The following is a 21,965-nucleotide window of genomic DNA, read 5'->3' on the forward strand; positions in this document are numbered from 1 at the left end:
GACGCGGCGGGCTACGAGCGGATGTATGCGCGCTCGATCTCGGATCCCGAGGGTTTCTGGGGCGAGCATGGCCGTCGGCTGGACTGGATCCGGCCGTATGCGAAGGTGAAGAACACGTCCTTCGCGTATCCCGACGTGTCGATCCGCTGGTTCGAGGACGGGACGCTGAACGTGTGCGCGAACTGCGTGGACCGTCACCTGAAGGAGCGGGCGGACCAGACGGCGATCATCTGGGAATCGGACGATCCGGGGGTGAGCGAACACATCACCTACGCCGAGCTTCACCGCCAGGTGTGCCGCTTTGCGAACGTTCTGCGGGCGATGGGGGTGTCGAAGGGCGACCGGGTGGTGCTGTATCTGCCGATGATCCCGGCGGCGGCCTATGCGATGCTGGCCTGCGCGCGGATCGGGGCGATCCACTCGGTGGTGTTCGCGGGCTTCAGCCCCGACGCGCTGGCCGACCGGATCAACGATTGCGGCGCGAAGCTGGTGGTGACGGCGGACGAGGGCCCGCGGGGCGGGCGCGCGACGCCGCTCAAGGCGAATGTGGACAAGGCGCTGGCCAAATGCGGCGGCGACGTGCGCACGCTGGTGGTGCGGCGCACGGGGGCCGAGGTTCCGTTCGATCCGGCGCGCGACGCCTGGTACGAGGACGAGGCGGCGCGGGTTTCGGACGACTGCCCGATCGAGGAGATGAACGCCGAGGACCCGCTGTTCATCCTCTACACCTCGGGCTCGACGGGCAAGCCCAAGGGGGTGCTGCACACGTCGGGCGGCTACCTGGTCTACGCGTCGATGACGCACCAGTACGTGTTCGACTATCACGATGGCGACATCTACTGGTGCACGGCGGATGTGGGCTGGGTGACGGGGCACAGCTACATCGTCTACGGGCCGCTGGCGAACGGGGCGACGACGCTGATGTTCGAGGGCGTGCCGACCTGGCCCGATCCGGGGCGGTTCTGGCAGGTGTGCGAGAAGCACAAGGTGAACATCTTCTACACGGCGCCGACGGCGATCCGGGCGCTGATGGCCAAGGGCCCCGAATGGGTCGAGAAGCACGACCTGTCGAGCCTGCGGATCCTGGGCTCGGTGGGCGAGCCGATCAACCCCGAGGCGTGGGAGTGGTATCACCGCCATGTCGGCAAGGGGCGCTGCCCGATCGTGGACACGTGGTGGCAGACCGAGACGGGCGGGATCATGATCGCGCCGCTGCCCGGGGCGATCCCGGCCAAGCCGGGCTCGGCGACGAAGCCGTTCTTCGGGGTGCGCCCGGTGGTTCTGAACGAGAAGGGCGAGGAGATCGCGCAGACCGAGTGCGAGGGCGTGCTGGCGATCGCCGACAGCTGGCCGGGGCAGATGCGCACGGTCTACGGCGATCACGCGCGCTTCGTGCAGACCTATTTCGAGATGTTCAAGGGCTACTACTTCACCGGCGACGGGTGCCGGCGCGACAAGGACGGGTATTACTGGATCACGGGCCGGGTGGACGACGTGATCAACGTGTCGGGGCACCGTCTGGGCACGGCCGAGATCGAGAGCGCGCTGGTGGCGCATCCCAAGGTGGCCGAGGCGGCGGTGGTGGGCTTCCCGCATGACGTGAAGGGGCAGGGGATCTATTGCTACGTCACGCTGATGGAGGGCGAGGCCTATGACGACGCGCTCAAGGCCGAGCTGCGCAACTGGGTGCGTCAGGAGATCGGCCCGATCGCGACGCCGGACGTGATCCAGTGGGCGCCGGGTCTGCCCAAGACGCGCTCGGGCAAGATCATGCGGCGCATCCTGCGCAAGATCGCCGAGAACGAGACCGGCGCGCTGGGCGACACCTCGACGCTGGCCGATCCGTCGGTGGTCGAGGAGCTGATCCGCAACCGCGCCGCAACCTGACCGCCCGCCGCCCCGCGCGGCGAACCCGCCGGGGCGCGCCGCCCGGGGCCGCGCGCATCCGCGCGCCGGCCCCCCGCAACAGGCCCCGCGCCGCCCGACCGGCGCGCGGGCGAAACGAACCACATCCCGCGCCGCCGCGGGGGCGAGGCGCGGGGGCGTTTGACCTCGCCGCAGGATCCTGAAACGCGCCGCCCGTCGCCGCCCGGCGCGGCGATCTGGCGGCGCATCAGTCGGCACATCAGACGGCATGGCGGGCGGGGGCCCGTCGCCCGTTGCGCCGCGCGGCGGGGAATGCGGCACGGCGCCATTGCGCGCCGCACAAGGTTTGCGCCGACGGACCCGCCATCGGTCAGACCCCGCCCTGGCGCGGGACGCCGGCGGCTGGGCAGGATGAGGGGATGAGGGCTGGCTTGGCGCCGCCGCCGCGTCTTCGCCCCAGCCACGGCGCGCCCCGAAGGCGCGCGCCGGCGCTGCGCCCGACAACGCGGGACGCACGGTCGGGCAGGGCGGCGCCGGTCCTTTCTCGGCCCGGGCCGGCGCGCCCTGGCGCGGGGGATGGGCGGCCGCTCAGCCGCCGATCAGGCGCGCAACCTGATCGGCCACGGGGTCGACGGAAAGGACCTGATCCTCTTCGACCGACACCTCGGCGGGGTCCTCGACCCTGCGCCAGGCCTCGCGCTGGTAGATCTCGAAGGGGCGGAAGCGGGCCTTGTAGTCCATCTTCTCGGAGCCGGGCACCCAGTAGCCCAGATAGACATAGGGCAGCCCGGCCTGGCGGGCGATCTCGACATGATCGAGGATCATGAACGCGCCGAGGCTGCGGCGCGGCATGTCGGGATCGTAGAAGCTGTAGACCATGGACAGCCCGTCCTCGAGCACGTCGGTCAGACAGGCGGCGATCAGGCGCTCGCGATCATGTTCGTCGCGGATCGTGTATTCGATGACGCGCGTGCGCACGGGCGTCTCCTCGATCATGGCGGCGAACTCGTAGACGTCCATCTCGGCCATGCCGCCATCGGCGTGGCGACTGTTCAGATAGCGGCGGAAGAGGGTGTATTGCTCGTCCGTCGCGACGGCCGCGGCGGCGTGGCGCGCGACGTCGGCGTTCCTGCGCAGGATGCGCCGATGCGTGCGGCCGGGGCGGAAATCGGCGACGGGAATGCGGCTGGACAGGCAGGCCGAGCAGCCCAGGCACGAGGGCCGATAGACCACCCCCTGGCTGCGCCGGAAGCCGCGCAGCGACAGAAGATCGTTGAGCTGCGCCGCATCCGGGGTGCGCAGGGTGGTGAAAAGCTTGCGCTCGGATCGCCCCTCGAGATAGGGGCAGGGCTGCGGCGCGGTCACGAAGAACTGCGGCGAGATCTTGCCCGAGTGATGAGTCATCTTGATCCGATGCCGTGATGCGCGCGGAGGAAAGAAACGTCCGTCGGCCAGACTAGCAAGGCGCGGGGCGCGCGTCACCCTTTTCGCGCGTCGCCCGCGCCTCGGTTGCGCGGCGCGGGCGGGCTGCGGCGCGTCAGGCGCGCGGGTCCGGAGCCGGTGCGGCCGGGGTCGAGGCCGCCGCGGCGCGGCGCTCGGCCATGAACTGGTCGAACTCGGCCTGATCCTTGGCGCGGCGCAGGCGGGCGAGGAATTCCTCGAAGGCGGCCTGTTCCTCCTCGAGGCGGCGCAGCGTGGCCTCGCGATAGGCGTCGAAGGCGGCGTTGCCTGTGCCCTCGGCGCAGGCGGCGCGGCGGCTCCAGCTTCGGTTGCGGCAGTTCTTGCGTCCCATGCGTCCGCTCCAGATCATGTAGAAGAGAAGGGCCAGTCCCACCGGCCATGCGAGAACGAATGCCGCCACCATGGCGGCGATCCAGGCCGGCCGGCCCATGGCGTCGAGGCGCTCTTCGGCGACGCGCAGCCAACCGGCCACGGCGTCGAGCCCCGTTCGCGGCGCGCCCTCGTCGGTTCGGGCGGCGTGTGCGGCATGCGTCATCGAGCGATCTCCCATCCTGCGGGGTGAATGTTATTAACATTAACATAAGTGGCGCCGCGGGCGCCGCGCCGCAAGGGGCGCGGCGAAGATTTTCGCGCTCAGCCGCCGGCGGCGTCCGGGCCGTGCGGCGGCGCGCCGCCAGGGGCTTCGTCCTCGCGCAGCACGCCAAGGCCGCGCAGATAGACCAGCGCGCCGCTTTCGAGCAGCTCGTCCGGCGCCCAGGGGGCGCGCAGGCCCGCATCCTGGCGCGCGACCAGCTCGACCACGCCATGGGCCAGCGCCCAGACATGCATCGAGACCATCAGCGCCGGCGGGCGGCGGTCGGGGGGCAGGCGGGCGATCAGCGCCTCGGCCGCGGCGGTCATCGCCGCCATGGCCCGGTCGGACGCGGCCTGAAGCGCCGGATCGTCGGCCGGGCGGATGCCGGATTCGAACATGGCGACGTAGTAGGCGGGCTCGCGCCTGGCGAAGGCCAGATAGGCGCGCCAGACGGCCTCGAAGGCGGCCAGCGGGCTGGGGCCGCCCATGGTGCGCGCATGTTCGAGCAGATCGGCGAACAGGGCGAAGCCGCGGCGGGCGACCTCGGCCAGAAGGGCCTCGCGATCCTTGAAGTGGCGATAGGGCGCGGCGGGCGACACGCCGGCCTCGCGCGCGGCCTCGGCGAAGGTGAAGCCGTGCGGCCCCTTGCGCGCGATCAGCGCGCAGGCCGCCTCGACCAGCGCCTCGCGCAGGTTCCCGTGGTGATATCCCTTGCGCCCGCCGCCGGGCGCGCCTTCGGCGCCGGTCATGGCGCCGTTATATGTGGGCCCGCGGCGGGGGGCAACGCGCGCTCAGGCCAGCGGGATGGTCAGCGGATCGCCGGCGATGGCCGGATCGCGCCGCCCGATCGCGCCAGGGTCGCGGCCCTCGTAATCCACGGCCGAGAGGATGGCGCGCATGATCTCGAGCCGCGCGCGGCGCTTGTCGTCGGCGCGCACCACGGTCCAGGGCGCGGCGGCGATGTGGGTGCGGCCGAACATCTCGCGGATGGCGTCGGTGTAGTCGTTCCAGCGCCCGAGGGATTCGACGTCGATGCGCGACAGCTTCCATTGCTTGAGCGGGTCGCGCTCGCGCGCCAGAAAGCGGCGCAGCTGCTCGGCCCGGCTGATGGTGAGCCAGAACTTGAGCAGGGTGACGCCCTCGCTGACCAGGGCCTGCTCGATGCCGGGAACCTGCAGGAAGAAGCGCTCGCGCTCTTGCGCGGTCGAGAAGCCGAACACCCGTTCGACGACGGCGCGGTTGTACCACGAGCGGTCGAACAGCGCCATTTCGCCCGAGGTGGGGAAGTGGCGCACGTAACGCTGGAAATACCACTGGCCGCGCTCGGCCTCGGTGGGGGCGGGCAGGGCGACGACATGCGCGCGGCGCGGGTTGAGGTTCTCGGTCACGCGGCGGATGGCGCCGCCCTTGCCGGCGGCGTCGCGGCCCTCGAACACGGCGATCAGGCGATGGCCCGAGGCGGCCATCCAGGCCTGGAGCTTGACCAGCTCGATCTGCAAGATGCGGTAGGCCTCGCGGTATTCCTTTCCGCCGAGGCGGCGCGGGTAGGGATAGTTCGGGTCGAGGATGACCGAATCGTCCCTGGCCTTGCGCACGGTCTCGCGAATCTCGTCCGGCGCCTCGGATTCGAAGAAACGGGTCACGGCGCCGTCGAAGGGCGTGCGGGCTGGGTCGGTCATCGGGCCTCCTCGGGCGTGGCGAAAGCGTGCGCGCCCAGCTTGCGCGCGGCGGCGGGGCCGGCGCAAGGGGCGCGGCGGCCCGAGGCCCGGCCCCGCCGCGAGGGGCGGCGTAGGCCGCGCCGCGCGCTCGGCCGGGTCAGGCGGTCTGCGGCTGCGCCTCGACGGGGGTTCCGATGCGGGCGATGTCGTAGGGCGTGGTCTGGTAGATCTCGTTGATCCAGTTGCCGAACAGCAGATGCGCGTGGCTGCGCCAGCGGTTCTCGGGCGGGCGCGAGGGATCGTCGCCGGGAAAGTAGTTGACCGGCAGCTGGATGTTCTCGCCGCGGGCGACGTCGCGCTCGTATTCCTCCTGCAGCGAGGTGGTGTCGTATTCGATGTGGTTGAACATGTAGAGCGCGCGCCGCCCGGCGTCCTCGATCAGGCAGGGGCCGGTCTCGTCGGCGGCGGCGAGGATGCGCAGATGGGCCGGCACCTCGTGCGCGCGCACCTCGGTCCAGCGGCTGACCGGCACGACGAAATCGTCCGAGAAGCCGCGCAGATAGGGCGAGGCCGGGGCCAGGTTGCGATGGCGGAAGCAGCCGAAGGCCTTGCGCGCGAGCGGGTGCTTGGGCACGCCGTGGAAGTGGTGGATCATCGCCTGCGCGCCCCAGCACACGGCGAAGGTCGAGTGCACGTTGGTCTGGGTCCACTCGAAGACGCGGGTCAGCTCGGGCCAGTAGGAGACCTCTTCGAACTCTAGCAGCTCGACCGGCGCGCCGGTGATGATGAGCCCGTCGAACTTGCGCGCGCGCGCCTCGTCGAAGGTGACGTAGAAGGCCTCGAGGTGGTCGGGCGCGGCGTTGCGCGGCGTGTGGCTGCCCATGCGGATCAGCGTCATCTCGATCTGCAGGGGCGTCGCGCCGATCAGGCGGGCGAACTGGGTCTCGGTGCGCTCCTTGTTCGGCATCAGGTTCAGAAGCCCGATCTGGAGCGGGCGGATGTCCTGCCTCAGGGCGGTCTCCTCGGACATGACCATCACGCCCTCGCGCGCGAGGACGTCGATGGCGGGCAGTCCAGAGGGGATCTTGATGGGCATGGATCAGGTCTCCGTCACGGCATGATGCAGGTCGCGCGGGGCGTTCCCGCCCGACGATCTAACGCGGCGCGCGCGCGCGGGCAAATCCTGCGCGTTCACGACGGCGCATGGGCGCGCTCGAGCGCCTCGGCGACCAGGCGCAGGAAGTCGTCCTCGGTCTGGACGGCGGCCACGTCGTCGGCCTCGACCGCGACGCCCCAGTTGCGCGCCAGCGCCTCGTAGAGCGGGCGGCGGTGGGCGATGATGCGCGCGAAGCCCCAGCGGATGAAGGCGTCGGGGTCGGCGTCGCCTTCCTCGCAGCCGGTCTCGTCAAGGAACTCGCGCCACAGCCGGTGCAGGAGGTCTTCGTTGTAATACATGGGCTTGGGGGCGCGGTCGAAGCGGGCCTTGAGGGCGTCTTCATGCTCGCGCCCGCCGCGGATGTAGACCAGCAGCACCGCGCGCGACAGGGCGCTGAGCACGGGGTCGTGGCGGTCGTCGGGGTTGACGACCTCGCAGATCGAGCCCGACGTGTCGCAGATGAAGTTGGCGTAGTCGTAGATGTCGCGGGCGCGGTCGATGAAGGCGCGCGCGTCCAGCGTCGCGGCGATCTCGGCCTCGCGGTGCAGGCGCTGGCGGCGCAGATACTCGTCGAAGGGCATGCCGCCGCGCGCCGGATCGCCGGGCTTGCCCAGCCAGGTGGAGAGCGGCGTGAGGTTATGGAAGCTGAGCTTCGAGCGGATCTGCAGCGAATCCGAGCGCAGCAGCGCGCGCAGCGTCGGGTTCTTCATCGCCTCGCGCTTGAAGTCGTCGTCGATGCGCTCGCCGAGATAGCGCGTGCCGATGCGGTAATCGACCGAGTAGTGGAACCAGTCGCCCTGCTCGCGCAGCAGCGAGGACAGGCGCGTCTTGCCCACGCCGGACATGCCGATGAGCGCCACCGCCTTGCGCGGGGCTTCGAGCCAGGAGCGGGCGTCGGGCAGGTGCATGTGTGATCTCCGATGGATGGTCCGCGCCGATGGTGTTAGCCGCGCGCGGCGGCGAAGGGAAGCGGCGCCCGACGTGATCGCCGCCCCGTTGCGCGCGGGCCCGGGGCGGGTCATGCTGACCGCGCGGGCCGCCGGGTTGCGGCCGGCCCGCCGACAAGGGAGGAGCCGAGATGTTCGCAAGACCGATGCTGGCCGCGCTGGCGGCGGGGGCGCTGCTGCTGGCGGCGCCGGCGGGGGCGCGCGCCGAAGGGAGCGCCGCCGAGGCCGCGCAGCGCGACGAGGCGCCGATCCGCGTGGCCATCCACGTGGACGAGAGCGATCCGGCGCGCATCAACATGGCGCTGAACAACGCGGCCAATCTGCGCCGCCACTATGCCGAGGAGGGCCGCGAGGTCGAGATCGAGATCGTCGCCTACGGCCCCGGCCTGCACATGCTGCGCAAGGACACGAGCCCGGTGGCCGAGCGCATCGCGGCCATGTCCATGGAGTTCGAGAACCTGACCTTCTCGGCCTGCGGCAACACCATGCGCGGCATGAGCAAGCGCGAGGGCAAGCCGGTCGAGCTGCTGCCCGAGGCGCGGGTGACGCCCTCGGGGGTGGTGCGGCTGGTCGAGCTGCAGCGCGCGGGCTGGGCGTATGTGCGGCCCTGACGGGGGCAAGCGAAAGGGCCGCGGCTTGCGCCGCGGCCCTTGATGCGCATCGCCCGCGGGCGGGCGATCGGGCTCGATCAGACCTGGGGCTGATCGTCCGCGCGGCTGTCCTCGTCCACGATCGGGCCCTCGTCGCCGCGGGCGTCGATCACGTCGTCGGCGGCCGCCGCGCCCACATCGTCGAACAGCTCGGCGATGTCGAACTCGGCCTCGGCCTCTTCCTCGGCGCGCAGCTGCTGGATGGTCTTGCCCGAGGCCTGGATCTCGGCCTCTTCGGGCGAGCGGGCGACGTTGAGCGTGATGGTCGCCGTCACCTCGGGATGCAGCGTGATCACGACCTGGTGCAGGCCCAGCTCCTTGATCGGGCGCGACAGCTCGACCTGGCGGCGCTCGATCGAGAAGCCGCCCTCGGTCGCGGCCTCGGCGACGTCGCGCGGGGCGACCGAGCCGTAGAGGGCGCCGGCCTCGGAGGCCGAGCGGATGATGACGAACTGCTGGCCGTCCAGCTTGGCGGCGACGGCCTCGGCCTCCTTGCGCAGCTCGAGGTTGCGGGCCTCGAGCTGGGCGCGCTGCTCCTCGAAGCGGGCGAGGTTGGCCTTGGTCGCGCGCAGGGCCTTGCCCTGGGGCAGCAGGTAGTTGCGGGCGTAGCCGGGCTTGACGTTCACGACGTCACCCATCTGGCCCAGCTTGGCCACACGTTCCAGAAGAACGACTTCCATGGCGCCTCTCCTCACTTCACGACGTAGGGCAGCAGGGCGAGGAAGCGGGCGCGCTTGATGGCGCGCGCAAGCTCGCGCTGCTTCTTGGCCGACACCGCGGTGATGCGGGAGGGCACGATCTTGCCGCGCTCGGAAATGTAGCGCTGCAGCAGCTTGACGTCCTTGTAGTCGATCTTCGGGGCGTTCTCGCCCGAGAAGGGGCAGGACTTGCGACGGCGGAAAAACGGTCTGCGGGACATGGCTCTTTATCCTTCCTCAGTCTTGCGCCGGATCAGTCGCGCCGGGGGCGGGGCGCGCGGTCGCGGCCGCCGCGGCCGCGGTCGTCGCGCGAGGCCTTGGCCTGGAGCACCGCCGAGGGACCTTCCTCGTGCTCCTCGACCTTCACGGTCAGCACGCGCATGACGTCGTCATGCAGGCGCATGAGGCGCTCCATCTCCTGCACCGCGGCCGAGGGCGCGTCGGTGCGCATGAAGGCGTAGTGGCCCTTGCGGTTCTTGTTGATCTTGTAGGCCATGGTCCTCAGGCCCCAGTATTCCGAGCCGACGACCTTGCCGCCATTGTCCTGAAGGATCTGCCCGAAGTGCTCGATCAGCCCTTCGGCCTGCGCGTTGGACAGGTCCTGACGCGCGATGAAGACGTGCTCGTAGAGAGCCATGCGTCACCCATTTTCTTGCGGGCGCTTCAAAATGCGGATCGGCCATCCCCTGGGCCCGCATACGAGAGGCGCCGCGGCGTTTTCGGACGGGGATCGGGGCCGTATCGCGCGAATCGGGCGTCGATGCAAGGGGGCCGTCTGGACGGCACGCCCCCGCGCGGGTAGAAGCGCCCGCAGGCGCGCCGCCCGGGCGGCGCGGCCAAAGGCGGTGCAGCAGTGCAGGAGCGGTCATGACGCGCGCTTTCATCTTTCCGGGCCAGGGCGCCCAGACGGTCGGCATGGGCAAGGACCTGGCCGAGGCCTACCCGGCCGCCGCGGCGGTGTTCGAGGAGGTGGACGACGCGCTGGGCGAGAAGCTCAGCGCGCTGATCTGGGAGGGTCCGGCCGAGGCGCTGACGCTGACGGCCAACGCGCAGCCGGCGCTGATGGCGACCTCGATCGCGGCGCTGCGCGCGCTCGAGGCCGAGGGCGCGGGCGTCGCCGACGCGGCCTTCGTGGCGGGGCACTCGCTGGGCGAATACTCGGCGCTGTGCGCGGCGGGGGCGTTCTCGGTGGCGGACGCGGCGCGGCTTCTGCGCCGCCGCGGCGAGGCGATGCAGGCCGCCGTCCCGGTGGGCGAAGGCGCGATGGCGGCGATCCTGGGGCTTGACCTGGCGGCCGTGCGCGAGGTCGCCGCCGAGGCCGCCCAGGGGCAGGTCTGCGAGGCGGCCAACGACAACGACCCGGGCCAGGTGGTGGTGTCGGGCGCGCGCGCGGCGGTCGAGCGCGCGGTCGAGCTGGCCAAGGCGCGCGGCGCGCGGCGGGCGGTGCTGCTGCCCGTGAGCGCGCCCTTCCATTGCGCGCTGATGGCGCCGGCGGCCGAGGCGATGGCCGAGGCGCTGGCCGAGGTGACGATCGAGGCGCCGGCCGTCCCGGTGGTGGCGAATGTGCGCGCCGAGGCGGTGAGCGATCCCGAAGAGATCCGCCGCCTGCTGGTCGAGCAGGTGACCGGCTCGGTGCGCTGGCGTGAGAGCGTGATGTGGATGGCCGCCCAGGGCGTGACCGAGACGGTCGAGCTGGGCGCGGGCAAGGCGCTGTCGGGGCTGGTGCGGCGGATCGACCGCAACCTGTCCTGCCATGCGGTGAACACGGCCGCCGACGCAAGGTCGGTGGCCGAGGCGATCAGGAAGGGATGAATCGATGTTCGATCTGACGGGCAAGCGCGCGCTGGTGACCGGCGCGTCGGGGGGCATCGGCGGCGCGATCGCGCGGGCGCTGCATGGCGCGGGCGCGACGGTGGGGCTGAGCGGCACGCGCGTCGCGCCGCTCGAGGCGCTGGCCGCCGAGCTGGGCGAGCGCGCGCATGCGCTGCCCTGCGATCTGACGAAGGACGCCGATCTGGCCGAGCTGCCCAGGCGCGCGGCCGAGGCCATGGGTGGCGTGGACATCCTGGTCAACAACGCCGGGCTGACGCGCGACAATCTGATGATGCGCATGTCCGACGAGGACTGGGAGCTGGTGCTGCGGGTCAACCTGACGGCGGCGTTCAAGCTGTCGCGCGCGGTGCTGCGCGGCATGATGAAGGCGCGCTGGGGCCGCATCGTCAACGTCACCTCGGTGGTCGGGGTGACGGGCAATGCCGGGCAGGCGAACTACGCGGCCTCGAAGGCGGGTCTGACGGGCATGAGCAAGTCGCTTGCGCAGGAGGTCGCCTCGCGCGGGATCACGGTGAACTGCATCGCGCCGGGCTTCATCGAGACGGCGATGACCGAGGTTCTGAACGACGCGGTGCGCGAGCGCACCCTGGCCGCGATTCCGGCCGGGCGCATGGGAACGCCCGAAGAGATCGCCGCGGCGGCGCTGTATCTGGCCTCGCCCGAGGCGGCCTATGTGACGGGGCAGACGCTGAACGTCAACGGCGGCATGGCGATGATCTGAGCGCCCCGGCATCCGGGCGGAAAGCATTTGCCACCGCCCGGGCGTATGCTATAGGCGCGGCCATCGCGGTCCGCGACGCGCCCGCGCCCCGGGCGGGCGCGGCCCCGGTTCGGAAGGCCGGCGCCCTGGGGCGCGGATCGGAAGACGAAACGGAACACGGTCCGGCTTCGCCGAGGCGAGACCGGGCGAGCGATTCGGAAAATGCGTAAGCCCGCGGGGCTTCGACAAAGTGAGGACCAAGAAATGAGCGACATCGCCGAGCGCGTTAAGAAGATCGTCGTCGAGCATCTGAGCGTGGACGAAGACAAGGTGGTCGAAAGCGCCAGCTTCATCGACGACCTGGGCGCCGACTCGCTGGACACCGTCGAGCTGGTCATGGCGTTCGAGGAAGAGTTCGGCATCGAGATTCCCGACGACGCCGCCGAGTCGATCCAGACCGTCGGCGACGCGATCAAGTTCATCACCGAGAACTCCTGATCGCCCGCGGGCCCGCGCCATCAAGGCGGCGCCCGGACCGGGCGCCGCTTTCGCGTTGAGGCCGGCGCGCGCTTGCCAGCCGGCGGGCGCGCGGCTAAGTTCCCGCATCGTTCACGAATAGTGAGGACGCTGAAGTGAGACGTGTTGTCGTCACCGGGCTGGGCCTGCTTACCCCGCTGGCCTGCGGAGTGGATGAGACCTGGTCGCGGCTTCTGGCCGGCAAGTCGGGGGCGGGGCGGATCAAGCATTTCGACCCCTCGCATCTGGCCTGCCACATCGCCTGCGAGATCCCGCTCGGCGACGGCTCGGACGGAACCTTCAACCCCGACGACTGGGTGCCGGCGAAGGATCGGCGCAAGTTCGACCGCTTCATCACCTACGCGCTGACCGCGGCCGAGCAGGCCGTGCGCGACGCGGGCTGGACTCCCGAGGACGAAGAGGCGCGCCAGCGCACCGGCGTGCTCATCGGCTCGGGCATCGGCGGCGTCGAGTCGATCGCCGAGACGGCCGTGACCCTGAAGGAGCGCGGGCCGCGGCGCGTGTCGCCCTTCTTCATCCCCGGCGCCCTCATCAATCTGTGCTCGGGGCAGGTGTCGATCAGATACGGCTTCAAGGGCCCGAACCATGCCGTGGTCACGGCCTGCTCGACCGGGGCGCACGCCATCGGCGACGCCGCGCGGCTGATTCGCCACGGCGACGCCGACGTGATGATCGCCGGCGGCGCCGAAAGCCCGATCTGCGAGATCGGCGTGGCCGGCTTCGCCGCCTGCAAGGCGCTGAGCACCGCCTTCAACGACCAGCCCGAGAAGGCCAGCCGCCCCTACGACCGCGACCGCGACGGCTTCGTGATGGGCGAGGGCGCGGGCATCGTCGTGCTCGAGGAATACGAGCACGCCAAGGCGCGCGGCGCGAAGATCTACGCCGAGGTGCTGGGCTACGGCCTGTCGGGCGACGCGTATCACATCACCTCGCCCGCGCCCGATGGCGACGGCGGGTTCCGCTCGATGTCGGCGGCGCTGCGCGATGCAGGGCTGACGCCCTCGGACATCGACTATGTGAACGCGCACGGCACCTCGACCCCGCTGGGCGACGAGATCGAGCTGGGCGCGGTGGCGCGCCTTCTGGGCGACGCGGCGAAGAACGTGACCATGAGCTCGACCAAGTCGTCGATCGGTCACCTTCTGGGCGCAGCCGGCGCGGTCGAGGCGATCTTCTGCGCGCTGGCGATCCGCGATCAGGTCGCCCCGCCCACGCTGAACCTCGACAATCCGTCGGTGCAGACGGATCTGGACCTTGCGCCGCACAAGGCGGTGCGGCGGCGCATCGACGTGGCGCTGTCGAACTCGTTCGGCTTCGGGGGCACCAACGCGTCGCTGATCCTGGGCAAGGTCTGACCGGCCCATGCGCCACCTGGCCGCGAACGCGCTGACGCTGCTGGTCGTTCTGGGCGTGGCCCTTGCGGCGGCGGTGGGTTGGGGCGTTCGCAGCTTTCACGCGCCGGGGCCGCTCGAGGCGCCGGCGACGGTGATCCTGGACAAGGGCGATTCGCTGGCCGTCGCCTCGCGCAAGCTGGCGCAGAGCGGCGCGATCTCGGACCCCCTGATCTTCCGCCTTGGCGCGCGCTATCGCGGCGATGCGGGGCGGCTGCGCTTCGGCGAATACGAGATCCCCGCCCGCGCCTCGATGGCGCAGATCCTCGACATCCTGGTCTCGGGGCGGGCGGTGCAGCACCTGGTGACGATCCCCGAGGGGCTGACCTCGTGGGAGGTGGTGCAGCGGCTCAACGCCGCCGAGATCCTGTCGGGCGAGATCGCCGAGATCCCCGAGGAAGGCTCGCTCGCGCCCGACACCTACGCGGTGGCGCGGGGCGAATCGCGTGCGGCGCTGATCGCGCGGATGCAGGCTGCGCAGGAGCGGATCCTGCAAGAGGCCTGGGCCGCGCGCGACAAGGACCTGCCGCTGGCCAGCCCGCGCGAGGCGCTGATCCTGGCGTCGATCATCGAGAAGGAAACCGGCGTGCCGGACGAGCGGCGCGTGGTGGCCTCGGTGTTCGTGAACCGTCTGCGCAAGGGTATGCGGCTGCAGACCGACCCGACGGTGGTCTACGGGCTGACGCAGGGCAAGGGAGGGCTCGATCGCGGCCTGCGCCGCAGCGAGCTGGCCAAGCCCACGCCGTGGAACACCTATCTGATCGACGGGCTGCCGCCGACGCCGATCGCCAATCCGGGGCGCGAATCGATCTTCGCCGCCGTGCAGCCGGCGCGCACCGAGTTCCTGTATTTCGTTGCGGACGGCAGCGGCGGACACGCCTTTGCGCGCACGCTGGCCGAGCACAACCGCAATGTGGCGCGCTGGCGCAGGATCGAGCGCGAGCGCGCGGACTGAATGCGCGCAACCCTGAAGATTCCTGTTGACAGAGCGCGCGCTGTAAGGTAGTAGTTCACGCACACTGGGAGAGGTGGGCGAAGAGGCCCCGGCGCAAGCGCCGGGGCCTTCGCTTTTGCGGCGCATCCGTTGGGGGAAGGACGCTGCATGAACACGCATGACATGGCGGCGGCGGGGCGCAGGTTGCGCGACCGCCCGCTCGAGGCGCTGCGCAACGCGCGGGCGCTCTACCGGCAATTGTCCGAGATCATGGCCGCCGAGATCCGCGCCCTGGGCGCGGGGCTGGCCGCGCTGCCCGAGGACGACCGGCTGCGCAAGCTGGTCGAGCTTCACAACAAGACCCTGTCGCAGCTGATGGAATTCGAGGCGCGAGTTGAAAAGCAGATCGCCGAACGCATCGGGCGCGGCCGAGGAGAGCTGGACCTCGGCGCCGCCAGAAGGGAAATCCTGGGCAAGCTGGCTCGCCTCAAGGCCGCGCTCGGAGCAGGAGCGGATTCTGGCGCAGCTCAGCCCGAATGCGCTGCGGGCGCTTGAATACATCTTCGATGTGTGGGCGCTGCCGGGGCATCAGCTGCCGCCGCCGGGCGAATGGCGCACCTGGCTGATCCTTGGCGGGCGCGGCGCGGGCAAGACCCGCGCCGGCGCCGAATGGGTGCGCAGCATGGCCGAGGGGCCGACGCCGCTTGCGCCCGGGCGGCGCCGGCGCGTGGCGCTGATCGCCGAGACCTTCGACCAGGCGCGCGAGGTCATGGTCGAGGGCGAAAGCGGCATCCGCGCCGTCTCGCCGCCCGACCGGGCCCCGCATTACGAGGTCACGCGCAAGCGCCTGGTCTGGCCGAACGGCGCCGAGGCGCGGCTGTTCTCGGCGCAGGATCCCGAAAGCCTGCGCGGGCCGCAATTCGACGCCGCCTGGTGCGACGAGCTGGCCAAGTGGAAGCATGCGCGCGAGGTGTGGGACATGCTCCAGTTCGGCCTTCGCCTGGGCGACGCGCCGCAGCAGATCGTCACCACGACCCCGCGCCGCGTGCCGCTCCTGACCGAGCTGATGCGCGCGCCCGACACGGTGGTGACGCACGCGCCGACCGAGGCCAACCGGGCCAACCTGGCGCCGGGCTTCATCGAGGCGGTCGAGCGCCGCTTCAAGGGCACCTCGCTGGGGCGGCAGGAGCTGATGGGCGAGCTGCTGACCGAGGCGCCGGGCGCGCTGTGGACCCGCGCGACGATCGAGCGCGGCCGCGCGGCGCCGCCCGATGCGTTCGAGCGCATCGTCGTGGCGGTGGACCCGCCGGTGACGGGCAAGGCCGGCTCGGACGAGTGCGGGATCGTCGTCGCGGGGCTGGCGCGGGGCGTCGCCTGGGTGCTGGAGGACGCCAGCGTGCAGGGCGCGGCGCCGCGCGCCTGGGCCGAGCGCGCGGTGGCGGCCTATCACGCGCATGAGGCCGATCGGCTGGTGGCCGAGGTCAACCAGGGGGGCGATCTGGTCGAGGCGCTGGTGCGCCAGGTGGACCCGCTGGTCAGCTATCGGGCGGTGCGGGCCACGCGCGGCAAGGCGGCGCGGGCCGAGCCGGTCGCCGCGCTCTACGAGCAGGGGCGCGTGCGTCACGGCGGCCTGTTCCCGGCGCTCGAGGACCAGATGTGCGCCTTCACGGGCGACCGCTCCGAGGGCAGCCCGGACAGGGTCGATGCGCTGGTCTGGGCGGTGACCGAGCTGATGCTGAGCGCGGGCGGCGCGCCGCGCGTGCGGCGGCTTTGACCGCGCCATGAGCGGGGCGCGCAGGCGCCCGGCAAGGACGATCGACGCGGGGCGCGGCCCCGGCTCCGGGCGCGGGGCCGGGGCCTTTTCGCGCCTGCCGGACATTCACGAGCATGCGGAGGGCAAGGAAGCGACATGGTGTTCAACTGGCTGCGGACGGCGAAGGCCTCGCCGGACGAAAGGAAGGCCTCGGCGACGGGGCCGGTGATCGCTTATCAGAGCTCGGGGCGGGTGGCTTGGTCGCCCCGGGACAAGGTCTCGTTGACGCGCAACGGCTTCGCCGGAAACGTCATCGGGTTCCGCTGCGTGCGGATGATCGCAGAGGCCGCCGCCTCGGCGCCGCTGGTGCTGACCGACGGCGAGCGGCGGCTCGAGGATCACCCGGTGCGGCGGCTGCTGCGCGCGCCCAATCCGGGCCAGCTGGGCGCGGCCTTCATGGAGGCGCTCTATGGGCATCTGATCCTGCACGGCGACGCCTATGTCGAAGCGGCGGGGCGGATGAGCAACGGCGCGCCGGCCGAGCTGCACGCCTTGCGCCCCGACCGCATGCGGGTGGTGCCGGGCCCCGACGGCTGGCCGCAGGCCTATGAATACGCGGTGGGCGCGCGCAAGGTGCGCTTCGAGATGGGCGAGAGCCGGCCGATCCTGCATCTGAAAAGCTTCCATCCGCTCGACGACCATTACGGGATGTCGCCGCTCGAGGCCGCGGCGGCGGCCATCGACGTGCACAACGCGGCGGGGCGCTGGTCGAAGGGGCTGCTCGACAACGCCGCCCAGCCTTCCGGCGCGATCATCTACAAGTCGCCCGACGGCGCGACGCTGACGCAGGATCAGTATGACCGCCTGGTCGCCGAGCTCGAGGCCAACCACCAGGGCGCGCGCAACGCCGGGCGGCCGATGCTGCTGGAAGGGGGCCTCGACTGGAAGCCGATGGGCTTCTCGCCCTCGGACATGGAGTTCCAGGAGACGCGCGCCGCCGCCGCGCGCGACATCGCCATCGCCTTCGGGGTGCCGCCGATGCTGCTGGGCCTGCCCGGCGACGCCACCTACGCCAATTATCAGGAGGCCAACCGCGCCTTCTGGCGCCAGACGGTGCTGCCGCTGGTGCGCCGCGTGTCGGGCGCGCTGGCCGCCTGGCTGGGCGAGGAGATGGGCGAGCGCCTCGAGCTGACGCCTGACATGGACGCCATTCCCGCCCTGGCGCCCGAGCGCGAGGCGTTGTGGCGTCGGGTCAGCGCGGCCGACTTCCTGACGGATGCCGAGAAGCGGGCGCTTCTGGGCCTGCCGCCGGCGGCGTGATGCATACGAGCTTGCGCGGCCGCACGCCTGGCTCGCGCTACCTCTATGAGCCTTTCGACAGCGCGCATGCGCGGGTCGAGGCCTTGGAGCGGGTGCTGGACGAGCGGTGGGCGGCGCTGGAGCGCACGCTTCAGCACGTGGAGAGCGGCCTTGACCGCATGGAGCGGCGCATGTGGCTGGCCGTGTTCTCGGTGGCGGCGGCGCTGGCGGGGCAGTTCGCGGCCATGTTGATCGGCGGGCTGGCGCGCTAGCGGCCCGCCGGGCGCGGCCTTGGCCGCGCGCAATTCAGGGGAAAACCGGATGCAGGCAACGATGACGCCCGCCCCTTGGGGGCTGCGGGCCTTGGAAGGACTCGAGACGAAATACGTCGCCTTCGACCAGGCGGCGACCGTCGCGGAAAACGGAGCGATCGAGGGATACGCTTCGCTTTTCGGCGCGACGGACCAGGGCGGCGACGTGGTCGAGCGCGGCGCTTTCGCGCGCTCGCTGGCGGCGCTGCGCGGCGCGGGACGGTCGGTGAAGCTGTTGTGGCAGCACGATCCCGCGCAGCCCATCGGCGTGTGGGACGAAGTGCGCGAGGACGAGAAGGGTCTGTTCGTGCGCGGCCGTCTGATGCCCGAGGTGCGGCAGGGCGCCGAGGCGCTGGCGCTTTTGCGCGCGGGGGCGGTGGACGGGCTGTCCATCGGCTACCGGGCCGTGCGTTCGTCGCGGGCGCCGGGCGGCGGACGGGTCCTGCACGAGATCGAGTTGTGGGAGGTGTCGCTGGTCACCTTCCCGATGCTGCCCCAGGCGCGGGCGCAGCAGGCCAAGGCCGATCCCGAGGCCGATGCGCTGAGCCTGGCGCTGGCCGAGGCCTTCGCCCAGGCGCGACGTCAGCTGCGCGGGTGAGGCCCGGGCGCGAGACGGCCCCAGCTCCGGCGCGCGCGCCGGGCTGGCGGCGGGGGCGCTCGCCGCCCCGAACGGGATGCGGGCCGGGCCTTGCCCGGCCTTGCGCCGAAACCTTGTCTTCCTCAACCAGATCCAGGGAAATCGAAGCATGACCATCTCCAACGCCGGCGCCCTCGAGACCAAGTCCGCCGTGCAGAGCTTTCTGAACGAGTTCAACGCCTTCCAGGAGGAAATGAAGATGCGCTTCCAGCGTCAGGAGGAGCGCATCGAAGCGCTCGACCGCAAGTCCGCCGTCGCCGCCCGCCCCGCGCTGAGCCGCGCCGCCGAGGCCGAGCCCGCGCACAAGAAGGCTCTGTCGGCCTATCTGCGCACCGGCGAGGATGACGGGCTGCGCGGGCTCGAGATCGAGCGCAAGGGCCTGACCACCGCGGTCAACGCCGAGGGCGGCTACCTGGTCGACCCGCAGACGGCCGAGCGCATCCAGAGCGTGCTGACGGGCGCGGGCTCGCTGCGCGCGGTGGCCAATGTGGTCCAGGTCGAGGCCAACAGCTTCGACGTGCTGGTCGATCGCGGCGATGTCGGCAGCGGCTGGGCGACCGAGACCGACCCCGCGGCCGAGACCGGCTCGGCGCAGATCGAGCGCATCTCGATCCCGCTGCACGAGCTGTCGGCCATGCCCAAGGCCTCGCAGCGGCTGCTGGACGACGCCGCCTTCGACATCGAGGGCTGGCTGGCCGGGCGCATCGCCGACAAGTTCGCTCGCGCCGAGAGCGTGGCCTTCATCTCGGGCGACGGCGTGAACAAGCCGCGCGGCATCCTCAGCTATCCGACCGCGCCCAACGGGACCGAGACCTGGGGCCAGATCGGCTACGTCACCACGAACGAGGTGGGCGACTTCAGCTCGGTCAACCCGGCCGACGCGATCGTGGACCTGGTGTATGCGCTGGGCGCGCAGTATCGCGCCAAGGCGGTGTTCGTGATGAACTCGAAGACCGCCGGCGCCGTGCGCAAGATGAAGGACGCCGACGGCCGCTTCCTGTGGGCCGACAGCCTGGCGGCGGGCGAGCCCTCGCGCCTCATGGGCTACCCGGTCGTGATCTGCGAGGACATGCCCGACGCCACGGCCGGCGGCTACGCCATCGCCTTCGGCGATTTCGGCGCCGGCTACACCATCGCCGAGCGGCCCGACCTGCGCATCCTGCGCGACCCGTTCTCGCAGAAGCCGCATGTGCTGTTCTACGCCACCAAGCGCGTGGGCGGCGACGTGACCGACTTCTCGGCCATCAAGCTGCTGAAGTTCGACATCGCGTGACGCCGCGGGCGGGGCGCGACCCCGCCCCGGCTTGCCGGACGCGCCGCCTCGCCCGCCCGGGCGCGGCGGCGCGCAAGGCCCCCGCGCCGCGCCGCAAGGCGCCTCTCCCTCCCGTCAGCGGCGCGGGGGCCGCTCGGGCGCGCGGCGCCCATGACCGGCCGGGCGCCGGCCCTTTCGTCGTCTCAAGCCAAGGAGCATGCGATGAGCAGCTTCGTGACCAAGACCGCGGCCGAGATGCGCCGTTTCGTCGTCGACTGGCCGCTCGAGCCCGGCGAGACGCTGGAAGGCGCGCCGGGCTGGTTCGTCATTCCGCAGGAGCTGGACACGCAGGGCGTGCGCGTCGCGGCGGTGCGCGATCTTGGCGCGCGCAGCGAGGTGACCCTGGCGGGCGGGCTGGCGGGGCGGCTCTACCACGTGGCCTGCCGCGCGCGCACCAGCGCGGCGCGGGTGCTGACGCGCGGCTTCCTGCTGCGCGTCGAGGCCTGAACTTCTGGATCGGAGACATGTCGGGATGCTGACTGAACTCGCTTCGCCGCCCGTCGAGGCGCTGCCGCTGGCCGCGCTGTCGGATCACCTGCGGCTGCCGTCGGGCTTTGCCGGGCACGAGGAGCCGGGGCTCGAGGGCTACATGCGCGCGGCCCTGGCGACGGTCGAGAACATGACCGGCAAGGCGCTGCTGACGCGCCGCTTCCGCTGGCGCGTGCGCGAATGGCCGCGCGGCGACCGGGCGACGCTGCCGGTGGCGCCGGTGCGCGCGCTGGCGTCGGCGGCGCGCATCGGCCCGGACGGCGCCGCGTCGGCGCTGGACCTTGCGCGCCTTGCGCTGATCGAGGACGCGCACGCGCCCGCCCTGACGGGCGCGGGCGGCGGGCTTTTGCCGGGCATTCCCTGCGGCGGCGCGATCGAGGTCGAGTTCGACGCCGGCTACGGCGCCTCGTGGGACGAGGTTCCCGCCGATCTGCGCCAGGCGGCGATGATGCTCGCCGCCCATTTCCACGAGCAGCGGCACGTCGCGGCCATGAGCATGCGCGCCGCCCCGATGGGCGTGCAGGCGCTGCTGGCGCCTTACCGGAGGGTGCGGCTGTGAGCTGGGCGCGCGAGACGGTCCTGGCGCCGGTGCTCAATCGCCGCCTGACGCTGGAGGAAGAGGTGCGCGCCCCCGACGGGGCGGGCGGCTGGACGCGCGCATGGCGCGAGCTTGGCGTTCTGTGGGCGGCGGTGCGCGCGCGCGCCGGGCGCGAGCTGGACGAGGGCGGCCGGGCCCTGTCGCGCGTCTCGCACCGGATCCTCGTGCGCGCGGCGCCGATGGGTTCGGCGGCGCGGCCGCGCGCGGACCAGCGCCTGCGCGAGGATGGCCGCGTTTTCCGCATCCGCGCGGTGACCGAGGCGGATGCGCGCGGCCGCTACCTGTTGTGCTGGGCGGATGAAGAGGCCGAACAATGACTTACGCGCTGTCTCTCGTCTTGCAGGAGGGGGTGTGGCAGGCGCTGGCGAACGCGCCGCAGCTGGTCGGGCTGATCGACGGCCGCGTCTATGACGCGCCGCCCCACGCCGCCGCGCCCGACGCCTCGGACCTGCCCTACGTCACGCTTGGCGACGAAGAGGCCGAGGCCTGGTCGGCCGGCGGGCTGGAGGGCGCGGTGCACGATCTGACGATCTCGGTGCACGCGCGCGGCGAGGGCTTCGCCGAGGCCAAGCGCATCGGCGCGGCGATCAGCGAGGCGCTGACCGAGGCGCCGCCGCCGCTGGCGCAGGGGCGCGTGGCGATGGTCGAGTTCCTGTCGGCGCGCACGCGGCGGCTGAGCGACGGGCGGCGCCGGATCGACCTGCGATTCCGCTTCAGGGTTCACAAGTAACCAACGGCAAGGAAACGAAAATGGCGGCTCAAAAGGGCAAGGATCTGCTGCTCAAGATCCATGACGGCACGGCGTATCGGACGGTGGCGGGGCTGCGCGCGACGCGCATCTCGTTCAACGCCGAGACGGTGGATGTGACCAATGTCGGCTCGACCGATCGCTGGCGCGAGCTTCTGGCCGGGGCGGGGGTGCGCTCGGCGGCGGTGAACGGCTCGGGGGTGTTCCTGGACGACGCCACCGACGCGCGCATGCGCGAGCTGTTCTTCAACGGCGAGATCGCCGACTGCGAGGTGATCGTGCCCGATTTCGGACGCATCTCGGGTCCGTTCCAGATCACGGCGCTGGAATATTCGGGCCAGCATGACGGCGAGGCGGTCTACGAGGTCGCCCTGGCCTCGGCCGGCGCGCTGACCTTCGCGGGGATCTGAGCC

27 protein-coding genes are annotated in these 21,965 nt (G+C 71.6%); 18 read left to right on the top strand and 9 right to left on the bottom strand.

What is annotated here, in order from left to right; translation table 11 throughout:
* A partial coding sequence (gene acs, locus BMW67_RS14035; protein WP_072747826.1) for an acetate--CoA ligase occupies positions 1–1,887 on the top strand: 1,887 nt, incomplete at its 5' end.
* A gap of 567 nt (positions 1,888–2,454) precedes the next feature.
* Here acs and BMW67_RS14040 read toward each other — a convergent pair.
* From BMW67_RS14040 to BMW67_RS14065, 6 genes are all read right to left on the bottom strand, one after another.
* On the bottom strand, positions 2,455–3,270 hold the full coding sequence (locus BMW67_RS14040; RefSeq protein WP_072748309.1) for an arginyltransferase: 816 nt from the start codon (positions 3,268–3,270) through the stop codon (positions 2,455–2,457).
* 133 nt (positions 3,271–3,403) lie between these two features.
* Positions 3,404–3,862 carry a DUF2852 domain-containing protein gene (locus tag BMW67_RS14045; protein WP_083581585.1) on the bottom strand — a complete coding sequence of 153 codons (459 nt, stop codon included), beginning with the start codon at positions 3,860–3,862 and terminating at the stop codon, positions 3,404–3,406.
* 98 nt (positions 3,863–3,960) lie between these two features.
* Positions 3,961–4,650 carry a TetR/AcrR family transcriptional regulator gene (locus tag BMW67_RS14050; RefSeq protein ID WP_072748310.1) on the bottom strand — a complete coding sequence of 230 codons (690 nt, stop codon included), beginning with the start codon at positions 4,648–4,650 and terminating at the stop codon, positions 3,961–3,963.
* Between the two features lie 42 nt (positions 4,651–4,692).
* A complete protein-coding gene (gene ppk2 / locus BMW67_RS14055; RefSeq protein ID WP_072748311.1) occupies positions 4,693–5,580 on the bottom strand; it encodes a polyphosphate kinase 2 in 888 nt (295 codons plus the stop codon).
* A 136-nt stretch (positions 5,581–5,716) separates the two neighbouring features.
* Positions 5,717–6,655 carry a homoserine O-succinyltransferase gene (locus BMW67_RS14060; RefSeq protein ID WP_072748312.1) on the bottom strand — a complete coding sequence of 313 codons (939 nt, stop codon included), beginning with the start codon at positions 6,653–6,655 and terminating at the stop codon, positions 5,717–5,719.
* Between the two features lie 95 nt (positions 6,656–6,750).
* Positions 6,751–7,623 carry an ATPase gene (locus tag BMW67_RS14065; RefSeq protein WP_072748313.1) on the bottom strand — a complete coding sequence of 291 codons (873 nt, stop codon included), beginning with the start codon at positions 7,621–7,623 and terminating at the stop codon, positions 6,751–6,753.
* Between the two features lie 170 nt (positions 7,624–7,793).
* Between BMW67_RS14065 and BMW67_RS14070 the strand changes: the two genes are divergently transcribed.
* Positions 7,794–8,273 (top strand): DsrE family protein, encoded by a 480-nt coding sequence (locus tag BMW67_RS14070; RefSeq protein ID WP_072748314.1) that lies wholly within the window; start codon positions 7,794–7,796, stop codon positions 8,271–8,273.
* Positions 8,274–8,350: 77 nt separating this feature from the next.
* Here BMW67_RS14070 and rplI read toward each other — a convergent pair whose 3' ends face one another.
* The 3 genes from rplI to rpsF are packed head-to-tail and all read right to left on the bottom strand — an operon-like array spanning position 8,351 to position 9,647.
* Positions 8,351–8,992, bottom strand: a complete 642-nt coding sequence (gene rplI, locus BMW67_RS14075; RefSeq protein WP_072748315.1) for a 50S ribosomal protein L9 — start codon at positions 8,990–8,992, stop codon at positions 8,351–8,353.
* Between the two features lie 11 nt (positions 8,993–9,003).
* Positions 9,004–9,231 carry a 30S ribosomal protein S18 gene (gene rpsR / locus BMW67_RS14080; RefSeq protein ID WP_072748316.1) on the bottom strand — a complete coding sequence of 76 codons (228 nt, stop codon included), beginning with the start codon at positions 9,229–9,231 and terminating at the stop codon, positions 9,004–9,006.
* Positions 9,232–9,263: 32 nt separating this feature from the next.
* Positions 9,264–9,647, bottom strand: a complete 384-nt coding sequence (gene rpsF, locus BMW67_RS14085; protein ID WP_072748317.1) for a 30S ribosomal protein S6 — start codon at positions 9,645–9,647, stop codon at positions 9,264–9,266.
* A gap of 230 nt (positions 9,648–9,877) precedes the next feature.
* Here rpsF and fabD point away from each other — a divergent pair, with 230 nt between their 5' ends.
* From fabD to BMW67_RS14160, 16 genes are all read left to right on the top strand, one after another.
* On the top strand, positions 9,878–10,822 hold the full coding sequence (gene fabD, locus BMW67_RS14090) for an ACP S-malonyltransferase (RefSeq protein WP_072748318.1): 945 nt from the start codon (positions 9,878–9,880) through the stop codon (positions 10,820–10,822).
* 4 nt (positions 10,823–10,826) lie between these two features.
* A complete protein-coding gene (gene fabG, locus BMW67_RS14095; RefSeq protein ID WP_072748319.1) occupies positions 10,827–11,564 on the top strand; it encodes a 3-oxoacyl-[acyl-carrier-protein] reductase in 738 nt (245 codons plus the stop codon).
* Positions 11,565–11,807: 243 nt separating this feature from the next.
* Entirely contained in the window at positions 11,808–12,041 is a 234-nt protein-coding gene (locus tag BMW67_RS14100) for an acyl carrier protein (RefSeq protein ID WP_072748320.1), read from the top strand.
* Between the two features lie 134 nt (positions 12,042–12,175).
* Positions 12,176–13,435, top strand: coding sequence for a beta-ketoacyl-ACP synthase II (fabF, locus tag BMW67_RS14105; RefSeq protein WP_072748321.1), 1,260 nt, complete (start codon positions 12,176–12,178; stop codon positions 13,433–13,435).
* A 7-nt stretch (positions 13,436–13,442) separates the two neighbouring features.
* Entirely contained in the window at positions 13,443–14,426 is a 984-nt protein-coding gene (mltG, locus tag BMW67_RS14110) for an endolytic transglycosylase MltG (RefSeq protein ID WP_072748322.1), read from the top strand.
* A 147-nt stretch (positions 14,427–14,573) separates the two neighbouring features.
* Entirely contained in the window at positions 14,574–14,960 is a 387-nt protein-coding gene (locus BMW67_RS16070) for a hypothetical protein (RefSeq protein WP_125459057.1), read from the top strand.
* Positions 14,961–14,964: 4 nt separating this feature from the next.
* Positions 14,965–16,179 carry a DNA-packaging protein gene (locus tag BMW67_RS14115; protein ID WP_370426857.1) on the top strand — a complete coding sequence of 405 codons (1,215 nt, stop codon included), beginning with the start codon at positions 14,965–14,967 and terminating at the stop codon, positions 16,177–16,179.
* A gap of 135 nt (positions 16,180–16,314) precedes the next feature.
* On the top strand, positions 16,315–17,478 hold the full coding sequence (locus BMW67_RS14120) for a phage portal protein (protein ID WP_072748323.1): 1,164 nt from the start codon (positions 16,315–16,317) through the stop codon (positions 17,476–17,478).
* The gene (locus BMW67_RS14125; protein WP_072748324.1) at positions 17,478–17,729 is read left to right on the top strand and encodes a GTA head formation protein, RCAP_rcc01685 family; all 252 of its coding nucleotides are present in this window, start codon (positions 17,478–17,480) and stop codon (positions 17,727–17,729) included. Before BMW67_RS14120 ends, BMW67_RS14125 begins: the two co-directional genes overlap by 1 nt.
* A 61-nt stretch (positions 17,730–17,790) precedes the next feature.
* On the top strand, positions 17,791–18,366 hold the full coding sequence (locus tag BMW67_RS14130; RefSeq protein WP_072748379.1) for an HK97 family phage prohead protease: 576 nt from the start codon (positions 17,791–17,793) through the stop codon (positions 18,364–18,366).
* Positions 18,367–18,514: 148 nt separating this feature from the next.
* Complete coding sequence (locus BMW67_RS14135; protein WP_072748325.1) at positions 18,515–19,678, top strand: phage major capsid protein; 1,164 nt, start codon at positions 18,515–18,517, stop codon at positions 19,676–19,678.
* A 201-nt stretch (positions 19,679–19,879) separates the two neighbouring features.
* Complete coding sequence (locus tag BMW67_RS14140; protein WP_072748326.1) at positions 19,880–20,164, top strand: phage fiber-tail adaptor protein; 285 nt, start codon at positions 19,880–19,882, stop codon at positions 20,162–20,164.
* Positions 20,165–20,189: 25 nt separating this feature from the next.
* The gene (locus BMW67_RS15870; protein ID WP_072748327.1) at positions 20,190–20,765 is read left to right on the top strand and encodes a head-tail connector protein; all 576 of its coding nucleotides are present in this window, start codon (positions 20,190–20,192) and stop codon (positions 20,763–20,765) included.
* Positions 20,762–21,121: a head-tail adaptor protein gene (locus tag BMW67_RS15875; RefSeq protein ID WP_245728541.1), complete on the top strand. Its 360-nt coding sequence runs from the start codon at positions 20,762–20,764 to the stop codon at positions 21,119–21,121. Before BMW67_RS15870 ends, BMW67_RS15875 begins: the two co-directional genes overlap by 4 nt.
* A complete protein-coding gene (locus BMW67_RS14155) occupies positions 21,118–21,534 on the top strand; it encodes a DUF3168 domain-containing protein (protein ID WP_072748328.1) in 417 nt (138 codons plus the stop codon). Before BMW67_RS15875 ends, BMW67_RS14155 begins: the two co-directional genes overlap by 4 nt.
* Positions 21,535–21,554: 20 nt before the next feature.
* Positions 21,555–21,962, top strand: a complete 408-nt coding sequence (locus tag BMW67_RS14160) for a phage major tail protein, TP901-1 family (RefSeq protein WP_072748329.1) — start codon at positions 21,555–21,557, stop codon at positions 21,960–21,962.
* Positions 21,963–21,965 lie beyond the last annotated feature (3 nt).

It is taken from the genome of Oceanicella actignis, from assembly GCF_900111545.1.
Taxonomy (GTDB): domain Bacteria; phylum Pseudomonadota; class Alphaproteobacteria; order Rhodobacterales; family Rhodobacteraceae; genus Oceanicella; species Oceanicella actignis.

Excerpts from the sequence above, each read along its gene's own strand:
- BMW67_RS14065 (WP_072748313.1), bottom strand. The coding sequence starts at position 7,623 with ATGCACCTGCCCGACGCCCGCTCCTGGCTCGAAGCCCCGCGCAAGGCG.
- rpsR (WP_072748316.1), bottom strand. The coding sequence starts at position 9,231 with ATGTCCCGCAGACCGTTTTTCCGCCGTCGCAAGTCCTGCCCCTTCTCG.
- fabG (WP_072748319.1), top strand. The coding sequence starts at position 10,827 with ATGTTCGATCTGACGGGCAAGCGCGCGCTGGTGACCGGCGCGTCGGGG.
- fabD (WP_072748318.1), top strand. The coding sequence starts at position 9,878 with ATGACGCGCGCTTTCATCTTTCCGGGCCAGGGCGCCCAGACGGTCGGC.
- BMW67_RS14130 (WP_072748379.1), top strand. The coding sequence starts at position 17,791 with ATGACGCCCGCCCCTTGGGGGCTGCGGGCCTTGGAAGGACTCGAGACG.
- rplI (WP_072748315.1), bottom strand. The coding sequence starts at position 8,992 with ATGGAAGTCGTTCTTCTGGAACGTGTGGCCAAGCTGGGCCAGATGGGT.
- BMW67_RS14135 (WP_072748325.1), top strand. The coding sequence starts at position 18,515 with ATGACCATCTCCAACGCCGGCGCCCTCGAGACCAAGTCCGCCGTGCAG.
- BMW67_RS16070 (WP_125459057.1), top strand. The coding sequence starts at position 14,574 with ATGAACACGCATGACATGGCGGCGGCGGGGCGCAGGTTGCGCGACCGC.
- mltG (WP_072748322.1), top strand. The coding sequence starts at position 13,443 with ATGCGCCACCTGGCCGCGAACGCGCTGACGCTGCTGGTCGTTCTGGGC.
- BMW67_RS14040 (WP_072748309.1), bottom strand. The coding sequence starts at position 3,270 with ATGACTCATCACTCGGGCAAGATCTCGCCGCAGTTCTTCGTGACCGCG.
- BMW67_RS14100 (WP_072748320.1), top strand. The coding sequence starts at position 11,808 with ATGAGCGACATCGCCGAGCGCGTTAAGAAGATCGTCGTCGAGCATCTG.
- BMW67_RS14120 (WP_072748323.1), top strand. The coding sequence starts at position 16,315 with ATGGTGTTCAACTGGCTGCGGACGGCGAAGGCCTCGCCGGACGAAAGG.
- BMW67_RS14060 (WP_072748312.1), bottom strand. The coding sequence starts at position 6,655 with ATGCCCATCAAGATCCCCTCTGGACTGCCCGCCATCGACGTCCTCGCG.
- BMW67_RS14155 (WP_072748328.1), top strand. The coding sequence starts at position 21,118 with ATGACTTACGCGCTGTCTCTCGTCTTGCAGGAGGGGGTGTGGCAGGCG.
- BMW67_RS14140 (WP_072748326.1), top strand. The coding sequence starts at position 19,880 with ATGAGCAGCTTCGTGACCAAGACCGCGGCCGAGATGCGCCGTTTCGTC.
- BMW67_RS14045 (WP_083581585.1), bottom strand. The coding sequence starts at position 3,862 with ATGACGCATGCCGCACACGCCGCCCGAACCGACGAGGGCGCGCCGCGA.
- BMW67_RS14070 (WP_072748314.1), top strand. The coding sequence starts at position 7,794 with ATGTTCGCAAGACCGATGCTGGCCGCGCTGGCGGCGGGGGCGCTGCTG.
- ppk2 (WP_072748311.1), bottom strand. The coding sequence starts at position 5,580 with ATGACCGACCCAGCCCGCACGCCCTTCGACGGCGCCGTGACCCGTTTC.
- BMW67_RS15870 (WP_072748327.1), top strand. The coding sequence starts at position 20,190 with ATGCTGACTGAACTCGCTTCGCCGCCCGTCGAGGCGCTGCCGCTGGCC.
- BMW67_RS14160 (WP_072748329.1), top strand. The coding sequence starts at position 21,555 with ATGGCGGCTCAAAAGGGCAAGGATCTGCTGCTCAAGATCCATGACGGC.
- BMW67_RS14125 (WP_072748324.1), top strand. The coding sequence starts at position 17,478 with ATGCATACGAGCTTGCGCGGCCGCACGCCTGGCTCGCGCTACCTCTAT.
- rpsF (WP_072748317.1), bottom strand. The coding sequence starts at position 9,647 with ATGGCTCTCTACGAGCACGTCTTCATCGCGCGTCAGGACCTGTCCAAC.
- BMW67_RS14050 (WP_072748310.1), bottom strand. The coding sequence starts at position 4,650 with ATGACCGGCGCCGAAGGCGCGCCCGGCGGCGGGCGCAAGGGATATCAC.